The organism is Streptomyces sp. SAS_281, from assembly GCF_052542855.1.
This window is the reverse complement of record NZ_JBMNDO010000125.1, coordinates 1-23,957: the sequence shown is the minus strand read 5'-3', so window position 1 is coordinate 23,957 and position 23,957 is coordinate 1. Positions and strand designations below refer to the sequence as shown.

20 protein-coding genes are annotated in these 23,957 nt (G+C 72.0%); 16 read left to right on the top strand and 4 right to left on the bottom strand.

Going from position 1 to position 23,957, the window contains the following annotated elements:
* Positions 1–150: 150 nt before the first annotated feature.
* From ACN6LM_RS32105 to ACN6LM_RS32090, 4 genes are all read right to left on the bottom strand, one after another.
* On the bottom strand, positions 151–2,565 hold the full coding sequence (locus tag ACN6LM_RS32105) for a transglutaminase TgpA family protein (RefSeq protein ID WP_445068925.1): 2,415 nt from the start codon (positions 2,563–2,565) through the stop codon (positions 151–153).
* Positions 2,566–2,575: 10 nt separating this feature from the next.
* Positions 2,576–3,937, bottom strand: a complete 1,362-nt coding sequence (locus tag ACN6LM_RS32100; RefSeq protein ID WP_445068924.1) for a DUF58 domain-containing protein — start codon at positions 3,935–3,937, stop codon at positions 2,576–2,578.
* Positions 3,937–4,986 (bottom strand): AAA family ATPase, encoded by a 1,050-nt coding sequence (locus tag ACN6LM_RS32095; protein WP_445068923.1) that lies wholly within the window; start codon positions 4,984–4,986, stop codon positions 3,937–3,939. The genes ACN6LM_RS32100 and ACN6LM_RS32095 overlap by 1 nt, the downstream gene beginning before the upstream one ends.
* A 259-nt stretch (positions 4,987–5,245) precedes the next feature.
* Positions 5,246–5,770 carry a beta-class carbonic anhydrase gene (locus ACN6LM_RS32090; RefSeq protein ID WP_445068922.1) on the bottom strand — a complete coding sequence of 175 codons (525 nt, stop codon included), beginning with the start codon at positions 5,768–5,770 and terminating at the stop codon, positions 5,246–5,248.
* A gap of 377 nt (positions 5,771–6,147) precedes the next feature.
* Here ACN6LM_RS32090 and rsmH point away from each other — a divergent pair, with 377 nt between their 5' ends.
* The 16 genes from rsmH (at position 6,148) to ACN6LM_RS32010 (ending at position 23,888) form a co-directional block, all read left to right on the top strand.
* Complete coding sequence (rsmH, locus tag ACN6LM_RS32085; protein WP_445068921.1) at positions 6,148–7,113, top strand: 16S rRNA (cytosine(1402)-N(4))-methyltransferase RsmH; 966 nt, start codon at positions 6,148–6,150, stop codon at positions 7,111–7,113.
* Between the two features lie 94 nt (positions 7,114–7,207).
* Positions 7,208–7,669, top strand: a complete 462-nt coding sequence (locus tag ACN6LM_RS32080; RefSeq protein WP_445068927.1) for an FtsB family cell division protein — start codon at positions 7,208–7,210, stop codon at positions 7,667–7,669.
* 4 nt (positions 7,670–7,673) lie between these two features.
* Complete coding sequence (locus ACN6LM_RS32075) at positions 7,674–9,665, top strand: peptidoglycan D,D-transpeptidase FtsI family protein (RefSeq protein WP_445068920.1); 1,992 nt, start codon at positions 7,674–7,676, stop codon at positions 9,663–9,665.
* A gap of 16 nt (positions 9,666–9,681) precedes the next feature.
* Positions 9,682–11,400 (top strand): UDP-N-acetylmuramoyl-L-alanyl-D-glutamate--2,6-diaminopimelate ligase, encoded by a 1,719-nt coding sequence (locus ACN6LM_RS32070; protein WP_445068919.1) that lies wholly within the window; start codon positions 9,682–9,684, stop codon positions 11,398–11,400.
* 4 nt (positions 11,401–11,404) lie between these two features.
* Complete coding sequence (locus ACN6LM_RS32065) at positions 11,405–12,811, top strand: UDP-N-acetylmuramoyl-tripeptide--D-alanyl-D-alanine ligase (RefSeq protein ID WP_445068918.1); 1,407 nt, start codon at positions 11,405–11,407, stop codon at positions 12,809–12,811.
* A complete protein-coding gene (mraY, locus tag ACN6LM_RS32060; RefSeq protein WP_143622512.1) occupies positions 12,808–13,878 on the top strand; it encodes a phospho-N-acetylmuramoyl-pentapeptide-transferase in 1,071 nt (356 codons plus the stop codon). Before ACN6LM_RS32065 ends, mraY begins: the two co-directional genes overlap by 4 nt.
* Positions 13,875–15,302 carry a UDP-N-acetylmuramoyl-L-alanine--D-glutamate ligase gene (murD, locus tag ACN6LM_RS32055; protein WP_445068926.1) on the top strand — a complete coding sequence of 476 codons (1,428 nt, stop codon included), beginning with the start codon at positions 13,875–13,877 and terminating at the stop codon, positions 15,300–15,302. The genes mraY and murD overlap by 4 nt, the downstream gene beginning before the upstream one ends.
* 49 nt (positions 15,303–15,351) lie before the next feature.
* Positions 15,352–16,686, top strand: coding sequence for a putative lipid II flippase FtsW (gene ftsW / locus ACN6LM_RS32050; protein ID WP_445068917.1), 1,335 nt, complete (start codon positions 15,352–15,354; stop codon positions 16,684–16,686).
* 6 nt (positions 16,687–16,692) lie between these two features.
* The gene (gene murG, locus ACN6LM_RS32045) at positions 16,693–17,787 is read left to right on the top strand and encodes an undecaprenyldiphospho-muramoylpentapeptide beta-N-acetylglucosaminyltransferase (RefSeq protein ID WP_136315289.1); all 1,095 of its coding nucleotides are present in this window, start codon (positions 16,693–16,695) and stop codon (positions 17,785–17,787) included.
* 51 nt (positions 17,788–17,838) lie between these two features.
* A complete protein-coding gene (locus tag ACN6LM_RS32040; RefSeq protein ID WP_445068916.1) occupies positions 17,839–18,630 on the top strand; it encodes a cell division protein FtsQ/DivIB in 792 nt (263 codons plus the stop codon).
* 276 nt (positions 18,631–18,906) lie between these two features.
* Entirely contained in the window at positions 18,907–20,130 is a 1,224-nt protein-coding gene (ftsZ, locus tag ACN6LM_RS32035; protein ID WP_445068915.1) for a cell division protein FtsZ, read from the top strand.
* Positions 20,127–20,885, top strand: coding sequence for a peptidoglycan editing factor PgeF (pgeF, locus tag ACN6LM_RS32030; RefSeq protein ID WP_445068914.1), 759 nt, complete (start codon positions 20,127–20,129; stop codon positions 20,883–20,885). The genes ftsZ and pgeF overlap by 4 nt, the downstream gene beginning before the upstream one ends.
* Before the next feature lie 6 nt (positions 20,886–20,891).
* Positions 20,892–21,611 carry a YggS family pyridoxal phosphate-dependent enzyme gene (locus ACN6LM_RS32025; RefSeq protein WP_445068913.1) on the top strand — a complete coding sequence of 240 codons (720 nt, stop codon included), beginning with the start codon at positions 20,892–20,894 and terminating at the stop codon, positions 21,609–21,611.
* 125 nt (positions 21,612–21,736) lie between these two features.
* Entirely contained in the window at positions 21,737–22,354 is a 618-nt protein-coding gene (locus ACN6LM_RS32020) for a cell division protein SepF (protein WP_018104459.1), read from the top strand.
* A 72-nt stretch (positions 22,355–22,426) separates the two neighbouring features.
* On the top strand, positions 22,427–22,711 hold the full coding sequence (locus tag ACN6LM_RS32015) for a YggT family protein (protein ID WP_445068912.1): 285 nt from the start codon (positions 22,427–22,429) through the stop codon (positions 22,709–22,711).
* Between the two features lie 49 nt (positions 22,712–22,760).
* Positions 22,761–23,888, top strand: coding sequence for a DivIVA domain-containing protein (locus tag ACN6LM_RS32010; RefSeq protein WP_383298513.1), 1,128 nt, complete (start codon positions 22,761–22,763; stop codon positions 23,886–23,888).
* Positions 23,889–23,957 lie beyond the last annotated feature (69 nt).

The window sequence follows — 23,957 nt, the reverse complement described above, 5'->3', positions numbered from 1 at the left end:
GCGGCCGCCCCTTCACGCATGCGGGGACCTCGGGAGGCCGGCACCGATGCGGTGCGATGCGGACGGGTGCGGCCCGGGCGCGGGCGGCCGGGCGGCCCCAGGCCCGCGGCGCGGCGCACCCCGACCCGCCCCTGACCGCGGGCGGCCCCCTCAGCCCTCCTGGCGGTTCGGGCGGCGGGTCCAGGACGGGCGGGGCGGCAGGTGGAAGCGGGCGGCCAGGGTCGTCCGGCGCTTCGAGAGGGCCCAGGCCACCCGTACGGACGAGCGGGGGGCGAGGAGCGCGCGGAGGCGGTCCGGGCGGCCGGCCGACAGGCCCAGACCGGTCCGTACCGCCCGCGCGTCCTCGGCGAGGCCCGACGCCGGGCGCGGCTCGCGGGCGTAGAGCACCTGCTCGACCGCACCCGCGATCCGGTGCACCGCGTCCGCCGCCTCCGTGTCGAGCCGGCCCAGGCGCACCAGCCGCTCGGCCGCCCGGCGCGGGGTCAGCGCCTCGTCCGGGGGAATGCCGTGGTCCCACGCCGTGTCGGTGACCTCCCGCCACACCGCCAGCGTCCGCGCGGTCGCGTCGGCGGGGGTGCGGCCGCCCGAGGAACCCAGGCGGCGGGCCCGCGCCCGCAACCGCCAGAACATCGGCAGCAGGGGCAGCACCAGGACGAGCACCACCGCGGCGGCCACGCCCAGCACCGTGCCGGCCGGTGTCCCCGGGTCCGTCGGCGCGGCGGCACCGGGCGCCGCCGACTGGCCGCACTCGCCCTGCCTGCGCATCTGCACCGGGCAGCTCTCCGAAGCGGACGGCGCGGCCGCGACCGGCGCCGAGGCGTCCGCCTCCGGCCGGGCCGGGTCCGCCGTGTCACCGGACGGCGCGTCGGGCAGGGTGTACGACGGGACGGAGCCCCGCGTGGGCGTCGGCTCGAAGCGCGTCCAGCCGATCCCCTCGAAGTACAGCTCGGGCCAGGCGTGCGCGTCCCGCAGACCCACCGTGTACGAACCGTCCGCCTGCGCGCTGCCCGGTGTGAAGCCCACCGCGACCCGGGCCGGGATGCCCAGCGTCCGGGCCATCGCCGCCATCGTGAACGAGAAGTGGACGCAGAAGCCCTGCTTGTCCTTCAGGAAGCGGGCGATCGCCGCGCTGCCCGTACCGGAGTCGACCGAGGTGTCGTAGGTGAACCCGCCGTCGGTGGAGAAGTAGTCCTGGAGCTTCACCGCGCGCTCGTAGGAGTTGGCCGCCCCCTCGGTGACCTCGCCGGCCGTCCGCGCGACCACCGCCGGCAGCGAATCGGGCACCTGCGTGTACTCGCGCAGCAACTTCTCCGGCACCGCGCCCGAATGGGCCAGCTGGTCGGACGTCGGCTGCACGTCGAGACTGGTCACCGTGTACTGCGCGCCGCCGGTGGTCTCCCCGTCGTCACCGACGAGAGTGCGGCCCTCGGGCTCGAAGCGCCACCGGCCGCCGACCCGCACCTCGGACGCCGGGTAGGGCAGCGGCAGATACGTCTGCTTGTAGGAGGCCGACGCCGAGACGGTCGACCTGATCTCCGTGACCGCGACGGACGAGGAGAGGCCGGCCGGGGTCGGCAACCGCTTCGGCACGTCCTGGAGCCCGCGCGTCGAGGCACGCCACTCGTTCCCGTTGAACTGGTCCAGGGCCAGGATGCGCAGATAGAAGTCACCCGGACTGCTCGCGTTGGTGCGGTACGACATCACCTGCCGGTTCTCCGGCTGGTTGAGGTTGTCCTGGAGCGAGACCAGCGGGTTCACCGCGGAGATCGTGCCGCCCCCGCCCCCCCTGCCGTTCCCGCCGCCCGTGCCGGCCAGCAGGCCGCCGTCGAGCGCCGGCAGCGCCGCGGGCACGACCAGCGCGATCCCGAGGGCCACCGCCCCGATCCGGCGCCCCGTGCGTACCGGGGCGAGCGCCCGCCCGCCGCCCGAGGTGTCGAGCCCGCCGGCCGATCCGTCCCGGGGCCGCGCGGCCCCGGCGAAGACCCGGCCCCACTGGGAGAGCCGGTCGCGCCCCTCGGCCAGGAGGAGCAGCAGGTAGCCGCAGGCGGCCAGGAGGAACCAGAGCCAGCTCGCGCCGCTCTCCGCCAGCCCGGCGGCCACCGAGTACAGCGCCAGCAGGGGCAGCCCGGCGGGCGCCGCGCTGCGGAACGTCACCGCCAGCGTGTCCACCACGAGTCCGACCAGCAGGACACCGCCGACCAGCATCAGCCGGATGCCCGGGGTCGCCGGTGCCGGGATCGCGTACCGCCCGACGTCGCCCCCGCCGGCTGTCAGCAGGTCCGCGAGCTGCCGCAGGGCCTGCGGTCCGGGCAGCACGCCCGCCAACGCCTGCTCGCGGGCGAACGCCACGGTCAGCAGCACCACCATGACCAGCGCCTGGACACCGGCCGTCAGCAGCCGGGGCAACGGCACCCGGCGGCCCAGCATGCCCACCCCGCACTGCACGGCCAGCAGGAACGCCGCCTGCACGATCCAGCTGAACGGGTCCACCAGCGGCAGCATCGAACAGGACGCCATCAGCGTCGCCGCGAAGGCGGCCAGCGCCAGCCGGCCCCGGCCGCTCATGACCGCCCCCTCATGCCCAGCCCCCGAAACCCGCCGGACCGGCCGTCCCGGCCCCCGCCGCGTGCCGGCCCGCCAGCTGCCACAGCTCGGCCAGCCGCACGCCGGGCTCCACCGGCACCACCGTCCACCCCGCCTCGCGCAGCAGCCGCAGCCGCCGCTCCGCCGCCTCCCGGGTGGCGGCCGACTGGTCGTTCACCCAGGCGGCGCTGTCCAGGACGAAGGCCACGGCCCCGCCGCTGCGCTGCCGCATCCGGGCGGCCATACCGGTCTGCTCCTCGTCCAGGTCGCCGAGGAAGGCGATCAGCAGTCCCTCGCCGCCCCCGCGCAGTACGTCATGGGCGCGGGAGAGGCCCCCGCCGTCGGAGTGCTCGATCTCGGCGAGGGTGTCCATCATCAGCCCCGCCGCGTCCGCGGTGGCCTGGGTGGCGCCGGCGAAACCGCCCTCGCCCTCGCCCGGCACCGCGTTCCCCGAGTCCGTCAGCAGCCGGACCGCGAAGCCGCGCTCCAGCATGTGCACCAGCGCGGACGCCGACCCGGAGACCGCCCATTCGAACGCGGAGTCCGGCCCCGTCCCCCGGTAGGCGGTCCGCCGGGTGTCCAGCAGAACCGTGCACCGGGCGCGCTGCGGCTGCTCCTCGCGGCGCACCATCAGCTCGCCGTAGCGCGCGGTGGAACGCCAGTGGACCCGGCGCAGATCGTCCCCGTGGCGGTAACCGCGCGGGATCACGTCGTCGTCACCGGCCAGCGCCAGGGACCGCTGGCGCCCCTCGCCGTATCCGGAGGACTCGCCGGCCAGCGGCACGGGGGGCAGGGGTTCGGTACGGGGGACCACGACCAGGGTGTCGTAGGCGCTGAACGAGCGGGTCAGCTCGCACATGCCGAAGGGGTCGCTCAGCCGCAGTTGCAGCGGGCCGAGGGGGTAGCGCCCGCGCAGGTCGGACCGGACCCGGTAGGACACCTCGCGGCGCCCGCCGGCCTCCACCCGGTCCAGCACGAACCGGGGCCGCGGCCCGAGCACGTACGGCACCCGGTCCTGGAGCATCAGCAGCCCCGTGGGCAGCCGCGAGATGTTGTCCATGCGCAGGTGGACGCGGGCCTCGGAGCCGGCTGGGACACGTGACGGGGAGAGCCTGCGGGTGCCCGTGACCCGGTAGCGGGTGCGGTAGAGCACCGTCACGGAGACCAGCGGCAGTACGGCGAGCAGCAGCCCGACCCGCAGCAGGTCGCCCTGGCCCAGCGCGTAGGCGCAGACCGCCGCCGCGATCCCGGCCGCGAGGAAGGACCGCCCGCGCGTGGTGAGACCGCCGAAAGCGGCCCGCACGCCGCCCCTGTCGTCGCCGCCGTCCACCGCGACGGCCCCCGACGCGGCCATCACGGACGCCGCGCGCCGGGCTGCTGCGCTCCGCCGTACGCCGGGCCGGCCGGATAGGCGGGGGCCTGGGCGCCGGCACCGCCGGAGGCCGTGGGCACCGGGGTCTGATGAAGGATCTCCCGCACCACCTGCTCGGCGGTGCGGCGGTTGAGCTGGGCCTGCGCGGTGGGCAGCAGCCGGTGGGCGAGCACCGGGACGACCAGGGCCTGCACATCGTCCGGCAGGCAGTAGTCGCGGCCGGCCAGCGCGGCGGACGCCTTGGCGGCGCGCAGCAGATGCAGCGTGGCGCGCGGGGAGGCGCCGAGCCGGAGGTCGGGGTGGCTCCGGGTGGCCGCGACGAGCTGGACCGCGTATCTGCGGACCGCCTCGGCGACATGGACCGCGCGTACCGCCTCGATCAGCTTCACGATGTCGTGCGCGTGCGCCACGGGCTGGAGGTCGTCGAGCGGCGAGAGGCCGCCGTGCACGTCGAGCATCCGCAGCTCGGCCTCCGCGCTGGGATAGCCGATCGACACCCGGGCCATGAACCGGTCGCGCTGGGCCTCGGGCAGCGGATACGTGCCCTCCATCTCCACCGGGTTCTGCGTCGCCACGACCATGAAGGGCTCGGGCAGCTCGTAGGTGTGCCCGTCGATGGTGACCTGGCGCTCCTCCATCGACTCCAGGAGCGCGGACTGGGTCTTCGGCGAGGCGCGGTTGATCTCGTCGCCGATCACGATCTGCGCGAAGATCGCGCCGGGCTTGAACTCGAAGTCCCGGCGCTGCTGGTCGAATATGGACACGCCGGTGATGTCCGAGGGCAGCAGGTCGGGCGTGAACTGGATGCGCCGCACCGAGCAGTCGACGGACCGGGCCAGCGCCTTGGCCAGCATCGTCTTGCCCACCCCCGGGACGTCCTCGATCAGGAGGTGGCCCTCCGCGAGCAGCACGGTCAGCGAAAGCCGCACGACCTCGGGCTTGCCCTCGATCACGGCCTCCATCGACCCGCGCACCCGATCGACGGTGGTGGTCAGATCTGTGAGGCTCGCTCGATCGTCATAGGTCGTCACCCCGGCCCTCCTCGGCCCCGCCCCACGCTCACCAGGAGCAGGGGATCTCCCCAGTCACGGGCCGGCGCCCTCGTGCGGCCCGGCCCACCCCGAATTGCGGACACCGCGCCGGACATGGTCCGGCGGGGTGTCACTCACGCATTCTTGTTGCCGTTACCGCTCCGTGTCACTCGCCTGTGGACAACCAGGGGTGATATGTCGGATTGGGTGAGGATTTCGTCACCGGAAGGTGGTGGTCCGCCACCACGCGGGCCTTCCGTCAGGAGGCGGGAAGGACCTCGCGCAGCTTGCCGGTGGTCACGTCGAAGACGAAACCGCGCACGTCGTCGGTGTGCTTGAGGAACGGCGAGGTGCGGGCCCGCTGCATCGACTGCCGCACGTCCTGGTCGGCGTCGGTGTACGCCTCGACGGCCCAGGACGGCCGCTGTCCGACCTCGTGCTCCAGCTCCTGGCGGAAGTCCTCCGTGATCGACTCCATGCCGCAGCCCGTGTGGTGGATCAGGACGATGCTGCGGGTGCCCAGGGCCCGCTGACTGATCGCCAGCGACCGGATGACGTCGTCGGTGACCACGCCGCCCGCGTTGCGGATGGTGTGGCAGTCACCCAGCGACAGGCCGAGGGCCTTGTGCAGGTCCAGACGGGCGTCCATGCAGGCGACCACGGCGACCTGGAGCACCGGCTTGGCGTCCATACCGGGGTCCTTGAACTCTGCCGCGTAACGGCTGTTCGCCTCGACCAGGCGGTCGGTGACGGTGGGGGCGGGGGAGTGCGCGGAAGTCGACATGCTCAAGACGTTAGTCCTCCCCACCTGCCCCGGGGCGAGAGGGAAGCGGACAAAAAACGTCAACGGTGCTTGTTGTGAGGTAATCCACAAGCCCGCTCCGGCCACCCGCGCGGGTGAACGCGCGACGGCCGACGCGCTGTCGGGTTGATTGATCGGGAATCGATCGAGTGGCAGGGTGGACTAAAGTGACGGGAAGTTACCGACACCCTGCACATTTCGAACTTTCACCCGTGTGCGCGGCGTACGTACGGCCCGGCCCTCTCCCGCTCGCCGGTCGGCTGACGCCCCTTCCCCGGCGCCGGCGGACCTCCCCTTCGCGAGCGGGCGGGGACCAGGCCGTACGTCCCGCCACCCGGGAGCTGAGCCTGAGAGGGCGCATGAGCCAGACCCGACACGTCCCGGTGATGCTCCAGCGATGCCTGGACCTGTTGGCACCGGCTCTGGAGGCCCCCGGCCCGCAGCCCCCCGTGGTGGTCGACTGCACCCTCGGCCTCGGCGGCCACAGCGAGGCGCTGCTCGCCGCCTTCCCCACCGCCCGGCTGGTCGCCCTCGACCGGGACAAGGAGGCCCTGCGGCTCTCCGGCGAGCGGCTCGCCCCCTACGGCGACCGCGCGACCCTGGTGCACGCCGTCTACGACGAACTGCCCGAGGTGCTCGACCGGCTCGGCATCCCCAAGGTGCAGGGCGTCCTGTTCGACCTCGGTGTCTCCTCCATGCAGCTGGACGAGTCCGACCGGGGCTTCGCCTACGCCCGCGACGCACCGCTCGACATGCGCATGGACCAGACGACCGGCATGAGCGCCGCCGAGGTCCTCAACACCTACCCGCCGGGCGAACTGGTGCGCATCCTGCGCGCGTACGGCGAGGAGAAGCAGGCCAAGCGCATCGTCTCCGCCGTCGTGCGCGAGCGCGAGAAGGAGCCCTTCACCAACAGCGCCCGGCTCGTCGAGCTGATCCGCGAGGCCCTGCCGCAGGCCGCCATGCGTACCGGGGGCAACCCCGCCAAGCGCACCTTCCAGGCCCTGCGCATCGAGGTCAACGGGGAGCTCACCGTCCTGGAGCGGGCCATCCCGGCCGCCGTGGCCGCCCTCGCCGTCGGCGGGCGCATCGCGGTCCTCTCGTACCAGTCCCTGGAGGACCGGCTCGTGAAGCAGGTCCTCGCGGCGGGCGCCGCCAACACGGCACCGCCCGGCCTGCCCGTCGTCCCCGAGCGCTACCAGCCCCGGCTGAAGCTCCTCACCCGGGGCGCCGAACTCCCCACCGAGGAGGAGGTGGCCGAGAACCGCCGCGCCGCCCCCGCCCGGCTGCGCGGCGCCCAGCGCATCCGCGAGGACGAGCGGTGAGCCGGCGGACGGCCGTGCGCGCCGGGGACGGAGCGGCGCGGTGAGCAAACCGGCCGGGCAGCGACAAGGGCGCGTCGCACGGCTCACCCGGCTGATGCCCGCCGGGCCGAGCACCGCCGCCCGGACCCCGTTCGTCCTGCTGGTCGTGGTGCTCCTCGGCGGCGGCCTGATCACGCTGCTGCTGCTCAATTCCGCGCTCAACGAGGGCTCCTTCGAGCTGAGCGAGCTGAAGAAGCGGACCACCGAACTGACCGACGAGGAGCAGGCGCTCCAGCGCGACGTCGACGCCTCCTTCGAGCCCGACGCCCTGGCCCGCCGCGCCCGTGAGCTGGGCATGGTCCCCGGCGGCAGCCCCGCCTTCCTCGACCCGGACGGCAAGGTCCGGGGCGTCCCGTCCAAGGCCGCCCCGGCCCCGGTCCTCGCGCCCCCGCCGAACACGCCCACCCCCACGCCCACCCCCACCGGCCCGGCCGCCGGCACCCCGGCGCCCGGGCCCGTCGGACCGACGCCCTCCGGCACACCGGCAGCCCAGCCCTCCACGAGCCCCGGCAGGTGACGCAGTGCCCCCCAAGGAACCGCCGCGCCGCCGGGTACCCGGCCCCGCGCGTCCCCGCAACGCCTCCGCGGCGTCCGGCCGCCCCCGCCCCCAGCAGCGGCGGCGGCCCCCGTCCGCCGCGCCGCGCGGAGGTACGCCCCGTGCCGCCCGCCCGGCACGGCCGCTGCGGCTGGGCAGTCCGCGCCCCCGGCTGCGGCTGGTCAGCCTCGCCCTGACGCTCGTCATGATCGCGTTCGTCGTACGGCTCCTCCAGGTCCAGGCCGTCGACGCCCACGCGTACGCCGCGAAGGCCGAGACGAACCGCTATCTGAGCTACACGGTCGCCGCGGAGCGCGGTGAGATCACCGACCGCAGCGGCATCGCGCTGGCCACCAGCGTGGACGCGTACGACATCACGGCCGACCCCAAGATGTTCACGCCGGCCGACAGCAAGGCGCCCGACGCCCCCCAGCAGGCCGCCGCCCTGCTCGCGCCGATCCTCGGGGTCGACGCGGACGGACTGGTCAAGAAGCTCTCCAAGCCCAGGAGCCGGTACACGGTGCTGGCGCGCAGGCAGACCCCGCAGGTCTGGAAGCAGATCAAGGACCTCAAGTCCGTCTTCGCCGAGAAGGCCGCGAAGGACAAGGCGGCCGGCGGGCCCGGCGCCAACGTGCTGGCGGGCGTCTTCCAGGAGGCCACCACCAAGCGGGTCTATCCCAACGGCACCCTGGCCGCCGGGATACTGGGTTACGTCAACGCCGGGGGCAAGGGCGCCGGCGGCCTCGAATCCCAGCTCGACAAGGAGCTCGCGGGCGAGGACGGCACCATCAAGTACGCCCAGTCCGGCGGCCGCAGGGTGCCCACCGCGGGCACCAAGGAGGTCCCCGCGGTCCCCGGCTCCGACATCGAGCTGACCATCGACCGCGACATCCAGTGGGCGGCCCAGAAGGCCATCTCCGACCAGGTGGCGAAGTCCGGGGCCGACCGCGGTTACGTCATCGTGCAGAACACCCGCACCGGCGAGGTCCTCGCCATGGCCAACGCCCCCGGCTTCGACCCCAACGACCTCTCGCAGGCCGACGCCGCCTCGCTCGGCAACGCGGCCCTCCAGGACGTCTACGAGCCCGGGTCCACCAGCAAGGTGATGTCCATGGCAGCGGTGCTCGAAGAGGGCGCCGCCACGCCCCTCACGCACGTCACGGTCCCCAACCGGCTGCACCGCGGCGACCGCCTGTTCAAGGACGACATCGACCACGCCACCTGGCAGCTGACGCTCAACGGCGTACTCGCCAAGTCCAGCAACATCGGCACCATCATGGCCACCGGCGAACTGGGCAGGACGCAGGCCGAGGCGAACAAGGTGCTGTACTCCTATCTGAGGAAATTCGGCATCGGATCGCCCACCGGGCTCGACTACCCCGGCGAGACGGCCGGCCTCCTCGCCAAGCCCGAGGACTGGTCCACCTCGCAGCAGTACACGATCCCGTTCGGCCAGGGCCTGTCCCTCAACGCCATGCAGGCCGCCTCGATCTACTCGACCATCGCCAACGGCGGCGTACGCGTCGAACCGACGCTCGTACGCGGTACCAGGGGCCCGGACGGCCGCTTCACCCCGGCCGAGGCGCCCGAACAGACGCGCGTGGTCAGCGAGAAGACGGCGAAGACCCTCGCCACCATGCTCGAATCCGTGGTCGCCGACCAGGAGGGCACCGGCACCAAGGCCCAGATCCCCGGCTACCGGGTCGCGGGCAAGACCGGCACCGCCAACCGCGTCGACCCGCTGCGCGGCGGCTACCACGGCTACACCGCGTCCTTCGCCGGATTCGCGCCCGCCGACGACCCCCAGGTCACCGTCTACTGCGCGATCCAGAACCCCACCAAGGGCAGTCACTTCGGCGGCCAGACCTGCGGACCCATCTACAAGCAGGTCATGGAATTCGCCCTCAAGACGCTTCAGACACCCCCGTCCGGCCACGCGCCGGCCAAGCTGCCGGTGTTCTTCGGAACCGGCGAGTGAACTCGCGGAGACACCAGTGACAACCATCACCCCCGACCCCGGGAACCGGAACGAGAACCTCCGCTCACCCGGTCCCTCGCTTCGCGAGAGGCCGGGTGAGCCCGGTACGCTCACCGCCGTGCCCCACGCCGAACAGTTCCGAACGACCCAGAAGGACGCGCCTGTGAACTACCCGGGAGCGCCCCGCCCGGACCGCCTGCGGCCCATCTCCCTGGTCACGCTGGCAGAGCGGCTGGGAGTCGAACCGCCGGGCACCGGCGACATCACCGGCATCACCCACGACTCCCGGGCCGTGCGCCCCGGAGACCTGTACGCGGCCCTGCCGGGCGCCCGCCTGCACGGCGCCGACTTCGCCACCCAGGCGGCCGGCCTCGGAGCCGCGGCCATCCTCACCGACCCCTCCGGCGCCGACCGCGCCCGGGCCACCGGTGTGCCGGTCCTGGTCACCGAGGACCCGCGCGGCCGGATGGGCGCACTCGCCGCCGAGATCTACGGCCACCCCGGCACCGGCCTCCTCCAGGTCGGCATCACCGGCACCTCCGGCAAGACCACCACCGCCTACCTGGTCGAGGGCGGCTTCCGCGGCGCCGGACGCGCCACCGGGCTCATCGGCACGGTGGAGATGCGGATCGGCGACGAGCGCATCAAGTCCGAGCGCACCACCCCCGAAGCCACCGATCTCCAGGCCCTGTTCGCCGTCATGCGCGAACGCGGCGCCGACGCCGTCACCATGGAGGTCTCCAGCCACGCGCTGGTCCTCGGCCGGGTCGACGGCTGCGTCTTCGACGTCGCCGTCTTCAACAACCTCAGCCCGGAACACATGGAGTTCCACTCCGGCATGGAGGACTACTTCCAGGCCAAGGCCCAGCTGTTCACCCCGCGGCTCAGCAAGCGGGGCGTCGTCAACTACGACGACGAGTACGGCCGCAGGCTCGTCACCGAGGCATCCGTGCCCATCACCACCTTCTCCGCCGAGGGCCACCCGGACGCCGACTGGCGCGCCGAGGACGTCGTCGTCGGCCAGCTCGGCTCCACCTTCACCGTCGTCGGTCCCGACGGCCGGCGGGCCGACGCCAAGGCCCCGCTGCCCGGCCCGTTCAACGTCGCCAACACCCTGGCCGCGATCGTCACCCTCGCCGTCGCCGGGATCGACCCGCAGACCGCGGCCGACGGCATCGCGACCGTGCCCGGCGTCCCCGGCCGGCTGGAGCGGATCGACGCCGGACAGCCCTACCTCGCGCTCGTCGACTACGCGCACAAGACCGACGCCGTCGAGTCCGTGCTGCGCTCCCTGCGCAAGGTCACCAAGGGCAAGGTGCACATCGTCCTCGGCTGCGGCGGCGACCGTGACACCACCAAGCGCGGCCCGATGGGCGCGGCGGCCGCCCGGCTCGCCGACACCGCCGTGCTGACCTCCGACAACCCCCGCTCCGAGGACCCCCTGGGCATCCTCGCGGCCATGCTCGCGGGCGCCGCCGAGGTGCCCGTCCACGAGCGCGGCGACGTCCTGGTCGACGCCGACCGCGCCGCTGCCGTCGCCGCCGCGGTGGCCCGGGCCGAGCCCGGTGACACCGTGCTCGTCGCCGGCAAGGGCCACGAGCAGGGCCAGGACGTCCACGGCGTCGTCCGCCCCTTCGACGACCGGGTCGTCCTGCGCGAGGCCATCGAGCGCTCCCTGGGGCACGAAGGCGCCGGACCCCGTGCCTCCCACCACGAGAACAACAGTCAGGGATGACCAAGTGATCGCCCTTTCCCTCGCCGAGATCGCCGAAATCGTCGGCGGGCAGACGCACGCCATACCGGATCCGTCGGCAACCGTCAGCGGGCCCGTCGTCATCGACTCCCGCAAGGTGACCCCCGGCAGCCTCTTCGTCGCCTTCGCCGGCGAACGGGCCGACGGCCACGACTACGCCGAGCGCGCCGTCGAGGCGGGCGCGGCCCTCGTCCTGGCCACCCGCCCCGTCGGTGTGCCCGCGATCGTCGTGGACGACGTCGTGGCCGCCCTCGGCGCGCTCTCCCGCGCCGTCGTCGGCCGCCTCGGCGCCACCGTCGTCGCCCTCACCGGCTCCGCGGGCAAGACCTCCACCAAGGACCTCATCGCCCAACTCCTGGAGCGCAAGGGGCCCACCGTCTACCCGGAGGGCAACCTCAACAACGAGATCGGCCTGCCGCTCACCGCGCTGCGCGCCACCGACGAGACCAAGCACCTGGTGCTCGAAATGGGAGCCCGCTACATCGGGGACATCCGCTACCTCACCGGACTCGTCCCGCCGCGCATCGGCCTCGTGCTCAACGTCGGCAGCGCGCACATCGGCGAGTTCGGCGGCAAGGAGCAGATCGCCCAGGCCAAGGGCGAGATGGTCGAGTCGCTGCCCGAGGACGGCATCGCCGTGCTCAACGCCGACGACCCCCTCGTACGCGCCATGTCCTCCCGTACCAAGGCCCGCGTCGTCCTCTTCGGCGAGGGAGCGGATGCGGACGTACGGGGCGAAGACGTGCACCTCACCGACGACGGACGCCCCGCGTTCCGCCTCCACACACCCACCGGGTGCAGCGAGGTGACCATGCGCCTGTACGGTGAGCACCACGTGTCGAACGCGCTCGCCGCGGCCGCCGTCGCCCATGAGCTGGGCCTGTCCGCAGACGAGATCGCCGAAGGGCTCTCCGAGGCGGGCACCCTCTCCCGCTGGCGCATGGAGGTCACCGAGCGTCCGGACGGCGTGACGTTCGTCAATGACGCCTACAACGCCAACCCCGAATCCATGAAGGCCGCGCTCCGCGCGCTGGCCGCCATGGGGAAGGGGCGTCGTACGTGGGCGGTGCTCGGCCTGATGGCCGAGCTCGGCGACGCCTCGCTCGCCGAGCACGACGCGGTCGGACGGCTCGCCGTCCGGCTCAACGTCAGCAAGCTCGTCGCGGTCGGGGGCAGAGAAGCCTCCTGGCTGCAACTGGGCGCATACAACGAGGGTTCGTGGGGTGAGGAGTCGGTGCACGTGTCCGACGCACAGGCTGCCGTCGACCTGTTGCGCAGGGAACTGCGCCCGGGAGACGTGGTGCTGGTGAAGGCGTCCCGGTCGGTCGGCCTCGAACAGGTCGTCACAGCACTGCTGGAGAACGCGACCGAGGGCGAGGTCGCGGGCCGATGAGGCAGATCCTCTTCGCGGGAGCCATCGGGCTCTTCCTGACCCTGGTCGGCACGCCGCTGCTGATCAAGCTCCTGGCCCGCAAGGGATACGGGCAGTTCATCCGTGACGACGGCCCGCGTACCCACGGGTCCAAGAAGGGCACGCCCACGATGGGCGGCATCGCCTTCATCCTGGCGACGCTCATCGCGTACTTCCTGGCGAAGGTGATCACCGGCGAGGAGATGCGCTTCTCCGGTGTGCTGGTCCTCTTCCTGATGACCGGCATGGGACTCGTCGGCTTCCTGGACGACTACATCAAGATCGTCAAGCAGCGCTCGCTGGGTCTGCGGGCCAAGGCGAAGATGGCCGGCCAGCTGATAGTCGGGATCGCCTTCGCGGTGCTCTCGCTCCAGTTCGCCGACGCCCGCGGCAACACCCCGGCCTCCGACAAGCTCTCGTTCGTCGAGGACTTCGGCTGGTCGATCGGCCCGGTGCTCTTCGTCGTCTGGGCGCTGTTCATGATCCTCGCCATGTCCAACGGCGTGAACCTGACGGACGGTCTGGACGGCCTGGCCACCGGCGCGTCGGTGATGGTCTTCGGCGCGTACACCTTCATCGGGCTCTGGCAGTTCCAGGAGTCCTGCGCCAACGCCACCACCCTCACGAACCCGAGTGCCTGCTTCGAAGTGCGTGACCCCCTCGACCTCGCGGTCGTGGCCTCCGCGCTGATGGGCTCCTGCTTCGGCTTCCTCTGGTGGAACACCTCGCCGGCCAAGATCTTCATGGGGGACACCGGCTCGCTCGCCCTCGGCGGCGCGCTCGCCGGCCTCGCGATCTGCTCCCGCACCGAGTTCCTGATGGCGATCCTCGGCGGCCTCTTCGTGATGATCACGATGTCCGTCGTCATCCAGGTCGGCTCGTTCAAGATGACCGGCAAGCGCGTCTTCCGCATGGCCCCGCTCCAGCACCACTTCGAACTCAAGGGGTGGTCCGAAGTCCTTGTCGTGGTCCGCTTCTGGATCATCCAGGGCATGTGCGTGATCGTCGGACTCGGCCTCTTCTACGCAGGATGGGCAGCCAAGAAGTGAGCAACGTGGACTGGCAGGGCAAGCACGTCACGGTCGCCGGGCTCGGGGTCTCCGGAATCCCGGCGGCCCGGGTGCTGCACGGCCTCGGCGCCGTCGTCACCGTGGTCAACGACGGCGACGACGAGCGCTCCCGCGCCCAGGCGGCCGAGCTGGAGGCGCAGGGCATCACCGTGCGCCTCGGCGACGGCGACACCCTGCCCCCGTCCACGGAACTCGTCGTCACCGCCCCCGGCTGGAAGCCCGGCAAGCCGCTGTTCGCCGCAGCCGCCGATGCGGGCGTCCCGGTCTGGGGCGACGTCGAACTCGCCTGGCGGCTGCGCGGCCAGGACGGCCGGGAGCCGGCCCCCTGGCTCGCGGTCACCGGCACCAACGGCAAGACCACGACCGTACGCATGCTCGCCTCCATCCTGGAGGCCGCCGGGCTGCGCACCGCCGCCGTCGGCAACATCGGCGTCTCCCTGCTGGACGCCGTCCTCGGCGAGGAGACGTACGACGTGCTCGCCGTCGAACTCTCCAGCTACCAGCTGCACTGGGCGCCCTCGCTGCGCGCCCACTCCGCCGCCGTGCTCAACCTGGCCCCCGACCACCTCGACTGGCACGGCTCCATGGAGGCGTACACCGCCGACAAGGGCCGGATCTACGAGGGCAACCGCGTCGCCTGCGTCTACAACGCGGCCGATCCGGCCACCGAGGACCTGGTGCGCGAGGCCGACGTCGAGGAGGGCTGCCGCGCCATCGGCTTCACCCTCGGTACGCCGGGGCCCTCGCAGCTCGGCGTGGTGGACGGCATCCTGGTTGACCGGGCGTTCGTGAAGAACCGCCAGAAGCAGGCCCAGGAGCTGGCCGAGGTCGCCGACGTCAATCCGCCGGCCCCGCACAACATCGCCAACGCCCTGGCCGCCGCCGCCCTGGCCCGCGCCTTCGGCGTCGAACCCGCCGCCGTGCGGGACGGACTGCGGAACTTCCGCCCCGACCCGCACCGCATCGAGCACGTCGCGGACGTGGACGGGGTCGCGTACGTGGACGACTCGAAGGCGACCAACACGCATGCCGCCGAAGCCTCGCTCGCCGCCTACGACTCCATCGTCTGGATCGCCGGCGGCCTGGCCAAGGGCGCCACCTTCGACGAGCTGGTGACCGGCTGTGCCAAGCGGCTGCGGGGCGTCGTGCTCATGGGCGCGGACCGGGCCCTGATCCGCGAAGCCCTCGCGCGACACGCCCCCGAGGTACCCGTGGTCGACCTCGACCGGACCGACACTGGGGCGATGTCCGAGGCGGTCCGCGAAGCCGCACGGCTCGCCCGGCCGGGGGACACCGTACTGATGGCCCCGGCCTGCGCCTCCATGGACATGTTCGTCAACTACAACAAGCGGGGCGAGGCATTCGCGGACGCCGTCCGCGCCCGCGCCGCCGAGAGCGTCTGACGGGCCCGGCCGCCGCGCCCCGGGCACGAGCAGTGGAGGGGACAGGGACATGCCGGCCGAAGAGAGCGTGCGGGTACGGCCCGCTGCCAAGGCCCGGCGGCCCGCGTCGGTGCGGGCCCGGAGCACCGGCAGCCCCCGCAGCCCGCGCGGCGGCGGAGTGCGCCGGCTGTACGAACGGGCACGACGGGCCTGGGACCGCCCGCTGACGGCGTACTACGTGATCCTGGGCGCCGGACTGCTGATCACCGTGCTGGGCCTGGTGATGGTCTACTCCGCCTCGATGATCAAGGCGCTGGAGCTCGGCAAGCCCGGCACCTACTTCTTCCGCAAGCAGTTCCTGGCCGCCGTGATCGGGGCCGGGCTGATGGCGGCCGCCGCCCGGATGCCGGTGAAGCTGCACCGCGCGCTGTCCTACCCGCTGCTCATGGGCGCCGTCTTCCTGATGGTCCTGGTCCAGGTGCCGGGGATAGGGATGTCGGTCAACGGCAACCGCAACTGGCTCTACCTGGGCGGGCCCTTCCAGCTCCAGCCCAGCGAGTTCGGCAAGCTGGCGCTCGTGCTGTGGGGGGCCGACCTGCTCGCCCGCAAGCAGGACAAGCGGCTGCTGACCCAGTGGAAGCACATGCTGGTGCCGCTGGTGCCCGTCGCCTTCATGCTGCTCGGGCTCATCATGCTCGGCGGCGACATGGGTACTGCGATCATTCTCACGGCCATCCTGTTCGGGCTGCTCTGGCTGGCCGGGGCGCCCACCCGGCTGTTCGCCGGCGTGCTCGCCACCGCCGGGCTCATCGGCTTCCTGCTGATCAAGACCAGCCCCAACCGCATGTCCAGGCTGGACTGCATGGGGGCCAGCGAGCCCGGGCCCGGTGGCTCCTGCTGGCAGGCCGTGCACGGCATCTATGCTCTGGCGTCGGGCGGATGGTTCGGTTCCGGCCTCGGCGCGAGTGTGGAAAAATGGGGCCAACTTCCCGAACCGCACACCGACTTCATCTTCGCCATCACCGGGGAGGAACTGGGGCTGGCGGGGACGCTGTCGGTGCTCGCCCTCTTCGCGGCTCTAGGCTATGCGGGTATCCGCGTGGCCGGACGCACGGAGGACCCCTTCGTGAGGTACGCAGCGGGAGGTGTGACCACCTGGATCACGGCGCAGGCCGTGATCAACATCGGTGCGGTGCTCGGTCTGCTGCCGATCGCCGGTGTCCCGCTCCCGCTGTTCTCGTACGGGGGGTCGGCCCTGCTGCCGACCATGTTCGCCGTCGGGCTGCTGATCGCGTTCGCGCGGGACGAGCCCGCCGCGAAGGCGGCCCTGGCCGTGCGGAGGCCCGGGGTGAGATGGAAGACGATGAGACGGCGCGTCAAGAAGCGTCCGTCCGGAGAGCGGTGAAATTCGGTGCATGTCGTACTCGCCGGCGGGGGGACCGCCGGCCACATCGAGCCCGCGCTTGCCCTCGCGGACGCCCTGCGCAGGCAGGACCCGAGCGTGGGGATCACCGCTCTCGGCACGGAGCGCGGACTCGAGACCAGACTCGTACCCGAGCGGGGGTACGAACTGGCGCTGATCCCGGCCGTACCGCTGCCGCGCAAGCCCACCCCCGAACTCATCACCGTCCCGGGCCGGCTGCGCGGCACCATCAAGGCCGCGGAGCAGATCCTGGAACGCACCGGGGCCGACTGCGTGGTGGGCTTCGGCGGTTACGTGGCCCTGCCGGGCTATCTCGCGGCCAAGCGCGCCGGTGTCCCGATCGTGGTCCACGAGGCCAACGCCCGCCCCGGCCTGGCCAACAAGATCGGCTCGCGGTACGCGCACGGTGTCGCCGTCTCCACGCCGGACAGCAAGCTGCGCGGCGCCCGCTACATCGGCATCCCGCTCCGCCGCACGATCGCCACCCTCGACCGGGCCCGCGTCCGGCCCGAGGCGCGCGCGGCGTTCGGTCTCGACCCCAACCTGCCGACGCTGCTGGTCTCCGGCGGCTCGCAGGGCGCCCGCCACCTCAACGAGGTGGTGCAGCGCGTCGCCCCGCTGCTCCAGCGCTCCGGCATTCAGATCCTGCACGTGGTCGGGCCGAAGAACGAACTGCCGCGCGTGGACAACATGCCCGGGATGCCCCCCTACATCCCGGTACCGTACGTGGACCGGATGGATCTCGCGTACGCGGCGGCCGACATGATGCTCTGCCGCGCGGGTGCGATGACCGTCGCCGAACTCTCCGCCGTCGGACTGCCCGCCGCCTACGTCCCGTTGCCCATCGGCAACGGCGAACAGCGGCTCAACGCCCAGCCGGTGGTCAACGCCGGTGGCGGACTGCTGGTGGACGACGCCGCGCTCACCCCCGAGTGGGTGCAGGGCAACGTCCTCCCGGTGCTGTCCGATCCGCACCGGTTGTATGAGATGTCCCGGGCTGCCGCCGAGTTCGGCCGCCGGGACGCCGACGATCTGCTGGTCGGCATGGTGTACGAGGCGATTGCCGCACGCCGTAACGCGTGAGGCGGGCGGGTCCGGGGGCGGTGGCTCCCGGGCCCGGCATAAGGAGCGAGCGTGGCCGGACCGACGACCGCCCAGCGCGGTGCAGGGAAGCGGGAGAGCGCCGCGGACCGGCCGCCTGGCCCACGCCCCGAGGGGCGCCGTGTCTCCCGCCGGCTGCTGCTCCTGATCGCCGGAGTCGTGCTGCTGCTCGGCTCCGGCGTCGTCTGGGCGCTGTACGGCTCCTCCTGGCTGCGGGTCGAACAGGTCAGGATCACCGGGGTGCGGGTGCTGACGCCCGTCGAAGTGGAGCGCGCGGCGGCGGTGCCGATGGGTGCCCCGCTCGTCTCCGTGGACACCGACGCCATCGAGAAGAGGTTGCGCCAGAAGTTGCCTCGTGTCGACGAGGTGGATGTCGTTCGGTCATGGCCGCACGGCATCGGACTTAAGGTGACCGAGCGAAAGCCGGTCCTTCTGGTGAAAAAGGGTGCGAAGTTCATCGAAGTGGACGACGAAGGCGTGCAGTTCGCGACGGTGGACAAGTCGCCCGGGCGGGTGCCCCTGCTGGAGGTGGCGACGGGCCGTTCCGCGAGCCTGCGCCGCTTCGGCGCCGACCGGCTGGTGCGGGAAGCGGTCCGGGTCGCGGGTGACCTCCCGGACGGCGTCGCGGAAGACACCCGGGTCGTCCGGGTCGACTCGTACGACGCCATCTCCCTGGAACTCAGTGGGGACCGCACGGTGATGTGGGGAAGTGGTGGAGCGGGGGCGGTGAAGGCGAAAGTCCTCACCGCTCTCATGAAGGCCGCACCCAAAGCGGGACACTTCGACGTGAGTGCCCCCACCGCTCCTGCGGTGTCGGGTGGTTGACGCGTATTTGGCCTGGCCAGCACCCTGGTTGGTCAGCGCTACGGGTGATCACATAGGGTGAAAAGAAAAACGGGAGGTTCGGCGTGTTCGTTGAACGTGCGCCACTTGTCGACTTAGTGTCCTGTTCGGAAGAGTCCATGAAGCAGACACACTGGTAACCCTAAACTTGAACGTTAGGGTTTGGGTCGGCGTTCGGACCGTCCCAATCGGCATCCGTCGTCGCGGCGGGATCACCGCCAAGCGACGACACGTAACTCGAGGCGAGAGGCCTTCGACGTGGCAGCACCGCAGAACTACCTCGCAGTCATCAAGGTCATCGGTGTCGGCGGCGGTGGTGTCAATGCCATCAACCGAATGATCGAGGTCGGTCTCAAGGGCGTCGAGTTCATCGCGATCAACACGGATGCGCAAGCCCTGTTGATGAGCGACGCCGACGTCAAGCTCGACGTCGGCCGCGAACTCACCCGCGGCCTCGGCGCCGGGGCGAACCCGGCCGTCGGTCGTAAGGCGGCAGAGGACCACCGTGAGGAGATCGAGGAGGTCCTCAAGGGGGCCGACATGGTCTTCGTCACCGCAGGCGAAGGCGGTGGCACCGGCACCGGTGGCGCACCCGTCGTCGCCAACATCGCGCGCTCGCTCGGCGCCCTGACGATCGGTGTGGTCACCCGCCCGTTCACCTTCGAGGGCCGGCGCCGAGCCAATCAGGCGGAGGACGGCATCGCCGAGCTCCGCGAAGAGGTCGACACCCTTATCGTCATCCCCAACGACCGGCTGCTGTCCATCTCGGACCGCCAGGTCAGCGTGCTCGACGCGTTCAAGTCGGCCGACCAGGTGCTGCTCTCGGGTGTCCAGGGCATCACCGACCTCATCACCACCCCTGGCCTGATCAACCTCGACTTCGCCGACGTCAAGTCGGTCATGTCCGAGGCCGGTTCAGCGCTCATGGGCATCGGCTCCGCCCGCGGCGACGACCGCGCGGTGGCCGCCGCGGAGATGGCGATCTCCTCGCCGCTCCTGGAGGCGTCCATCGACGGCGCCCGCGGTGTCCTGCTCTCCATCTCCGGCGGCAGCGACCTCGGTCTCTTCGAGATCAACGAGGCCGCCCAGCTGGTGAGCGAGGCGGCCCACCCGGAGGCGAACATCATCTTCGGCGCGGTCATCGACGACGCCCTCGGCGACGAGGTGCGGGTCACCGTGATCGCGGCGGGCTTCGACGGCGGACAGCCGCCGGCCAGGCGGGAGAACGTCCTCGGCGCGAACAGCGCCAAGCGCGAGGAGCCGGCCCCGACGCCGGTCCGGGCCGCGCCCGAGCCGGTGCGCCAGTCCGGCGGGCTCGGTTCCGTGCCGCCGCGCGAGGAGCCGCCGGTGCAGGGCGAGCCGGTTCCGGTGTCGGGTGAGACCCACCTTCCGCCGGTCGTCTCGCCGCCGCACGTCCCGCCGGCCCGTCCCTACTCGGACTCCCAGGCCGAAGAGCTGGACGTACCGGACTTCTTGAAGTGATAGGTCCGCATGACGCAGTGAGTCGGACGGTCTCTGTCTTCTCGCGGGGCGGCGCTCACTTCTCCTTCACCGACAGGTGGGGCGGAGTGAGCGCCGCCCCGTACGCGGAGCTCAACCTCGGCGGCGCGGTCGGCGACGACCCCGCCGCCGTTCTCGCCAACCGCGAGCGCGCCGCGCGCGACCGGGGGCTCGACCCGGCGAGAGTCGTCTGGATGAACCAGGTCCACGGCCGGGACGTGGCCGTGGTCCACGGACCCTGGGGCGAGGCGGCGGAGATCCCCGCCGTCGACGCGGTGGTCACCGCGCGCCGCGGGCTCGCGCTCGCCGTGCTGACCGCCGACTGCACGCCCGTCCTGCTCGCCGACCCGGAGGCCGGCGTCGTCGCGGCGGCGCACGCCGGGCGGCCGGGCCTGGTCGCCGGGGTCGTTCCGGCCGCGGTCGAGGCCATGGTCCGGCTGGGCGCGGAGGTCTCCCGGATCACCGCGCGGACCGGGCCGGCCGTCTGCGGGCGGTGCTACGAGGTGCCGGCCGTGATGCGGGACGAGGTCGCCGCGAGCGTGCCCGGCTCCTGGTCCGAGACCAGCTGGGGCACCCCGGCGGTGGACGTCACGGGCGGGGTGCACGCCCAGCTGGCGGAGCTCGGCGTCACCGACCGGCACGCTTCGCCCCTCTGCACCCTGGAATCGGGCGACCACTTCTCGTACCGACGCGACCGCACCACCGGGCGGCTCGCCGGATATGTCTGGCTGGACTGATAGGGCATGACGGAACGCAAGGAACAACTCGCCGCGAATCTGGCGCGCGTGGAGGAACGGATCGCCTCGGCCTGCGTCGCGGCCGGGCGCGCGCGGGAGGAGGTGACCCTGCTCGTGGTCACCAAGACCTACCCCGCGAGCGATGTGCGGATTCTGCACGGACTCGGTGTGCGTCAGGTCGCGGAGAACCGCGACCAGGACGCCGCCCCCAAGGCTGCCGAGTGTGCGGATCTGTCCCTCTCCTGGCACTTTGTCGGTCAGTTGCAGACCAACAAGGTCCGTTCCGTGGTCGGTTATGCCGATGTCGTGCAATCGGTGGACCGTACGAAGCTGGTGACCGCCCTCTCGGCGGCGGCCGAGCGCCGCGAGCGCGAACTCGGCTGCCTCATCCAGGTCGCCCTCGACGCGGAGAGCGGCGAGCGGGGGGCCCGCGGGGGTGTCGCACCGGACGGGATCGAGGAGTTGGCGGACGCGGTCGCCGCCGCGCCCGGGCTCCGGCTGGACGGGCTGATGACTGTCGCGCCGCTCGCCGGCCCCTTCGCCGGGCGGCAACGGGCCGCGTTCGACCGGCTGATGGAATTCTCATCCCGGCTGCGCGGGAACCATCCGGCTGCGAACATGGTCTCTGCAGGGATGAGTGCGGACCTCGAGGACGCGATCGCGGCCGGAGCGACACATGTGCGCGTCGGTACTGCGGTACTCGGAGTCCGCCCCGGGCTCGGGTAACGTCGCCAAACAAGTCGGACCACAGCAGAAAATATGGTCATTACCGCCCAGGGCGGGGAGGCCGGAGTGGATCGCGGGCACTTGGTGACAGATGCCGATCCACCACAGAGCGGAGGACTCAGAGCATGGCCGGCGCGATGCGCAAGATGGCGGTCTACCTCGGCCTCGTGGAGGACGATGGGTACGACGGCCCGGGGTTCGACCCCGACGACGAATTCGAACCCGAGCCGGAGCCCGAGCGCGACCGGCGCCGGCACCAGCCCGCGCATCAGGTGGAGCGGGACCGGGAGCGCGACGAACCGGTACGCGCGGTCCAGCCGCCGGCGCAGCGGGAGCCGGTCCAGATCCCGGCGGAGCGTGAGCGACCCGCCCGGATCGCACCCGTGGCATCCATCACACCTGAACGTCCGAACATGGAGAAGAACGCACCGGTGATCATGCCCAAGGTCGTGTCCGAGCGCGAGCCCTACCGGATCACGACGCTGCACCCCAGGACGTACAACGAGGCCCGTACCATCGGGGAACACTTCCGTGAGGGCACTCCGGTGATCATGAATCTCACGGAGATGGACGATACGGACGCGAAGCGACTTGTCGACTTTGCCGCGGGACTCGTCTTCGGTCTCCATGGCAGCATTGAGCGAGTGACACAGAAGGTGTTCCTGTTGTCGCCTGCTAACGTCGATGTCACGGCGGAGGACAAGGCCCGCATCGCAGAGGGCGGATTCTTCAACCAGAGCTGAGAACACGACACCGGGAACAACCCGGCCGAGAGGCCGGTGCTACGAGAGCCAGGGGAGAGGGAAGCGCGAGAGATGGGCGTCGCACAAAGTGTTGTCTACATCGCGTTGATGTGTTTCCTCATCGTGCTGATCTTCCGGCTTGTCATGGACTACGTCTTCCAGTTCGCACGTTCATGGCAGCCGGGCAAGCCGATGGTGGTCGTCCTGGAGACGACCTACACGATCACCGATCCACCGCTCAAGCTCCTGCGGCGGCTCATCCCGCCGCTGCGTCTCGGGGGCGTGGCACTCGACCTGTCCTTCTTCGTTCTGATGATCATCGTTTCCATTCTGATCAGCATCGTGATCAGGCTGTGAGCGATACGGTCTTGCCGACTGCCGACGACTACGTAGAGGTGAAGAAGAGATGCCGCTGACTCCCGAGGATGTGCGGAACAAGCAGTTCACGACAGTCCGCCTCCGAGAGGGCTACGACGAGGACGAGGTCGATGCCTTCCTCGACGAGGTCGAGTCGGAGCTGACCCGCCTGCTCCGTGAGAACGAGGACCTGCGCGCCAAGCTGGCCGCCGCCACGCGTGCCGCCGCGCAGAACCAGCAGCAGGGCATGCGCAAGCCGCCGGAGCAGCAGGAGCGGCCGGGTGCCCCGGTGCCCGCCGCCATATCGGGCCCGCCGGTCCAGCAGCAGCCCCCGCAGATGGGTCCCCCCCAGCTGCCCGGTGGTGCTCCGCAGCTGCCCGCCGGTCCCAGCGGCCACGGCCCCCAGGGCCCGCACGGCCCCGGTCCGCAGGGCCCGCACGGCCCCGGCCCGATGCAGGGTGGTCCCATGGGCGGCCCGATGGGCGGTCCCATGGGCGGTCACAACCCGCAGCAGCAGATGCAGCAGATGCAGCCCCCGCCGCAGATGCAGCAGCAGGGCCCCGGTGGCGACAGCGCCGCCCGTGTCCTGTCCCTGGCGCAGCAGACCGCCGACCAGGCGATCGCGGAGGCCCGTTCCGAGGCCAACAAGATCGTCGGCGAGGCGCGCAGCCGCGCCGAGGGCCTGGAGCGGGACGCCCGCGCCAAGGCGGACGCGCTGGAGCGGGACGCGCAGGAGAAGCACCGCGTGGCGATGGGCTCGCTGGAGTCGGCCCGCGCGACGCTGGAGCGCAAGGTCGAGGACCTGCGGGGCTTCGAGCGCGAGTACCGGACGCGTCTGAAGTCCTACCTGGAGAGCCAGCTGCGCCAGCTGGAGACCCAGGCCGACGACTCGCTGGCTCCGCCGCGCACCCCGGCCGCCGCGTCGCTGCCGCCGTCGCCTTCGCTGGCTCCGGCCGGTGCGGGTGCCATGGGGCACACGATGGGCGGCAACCACGGCGGTCAGCCGATGGGCGGCGGAAACCCGTCCATGGGCGGTGGCCCGTCGTACGGCGGTCAGCAGCAGATGTCGCCGGCGATGACGCAGCCGATGGCGCCGGTGCGGCCGCAGGCGCCGCAGCCGATGCAGCAGGCGCCGTCGCCGATGCGCGGGTTCCTGATCGACGAGGACGACAACTGACGGGCTTTCGCGCGATGAGCGCGTAGCCGTCGGCAGGCAAAGGGCCGGGGCACCGGGGTTTCCCCGGGG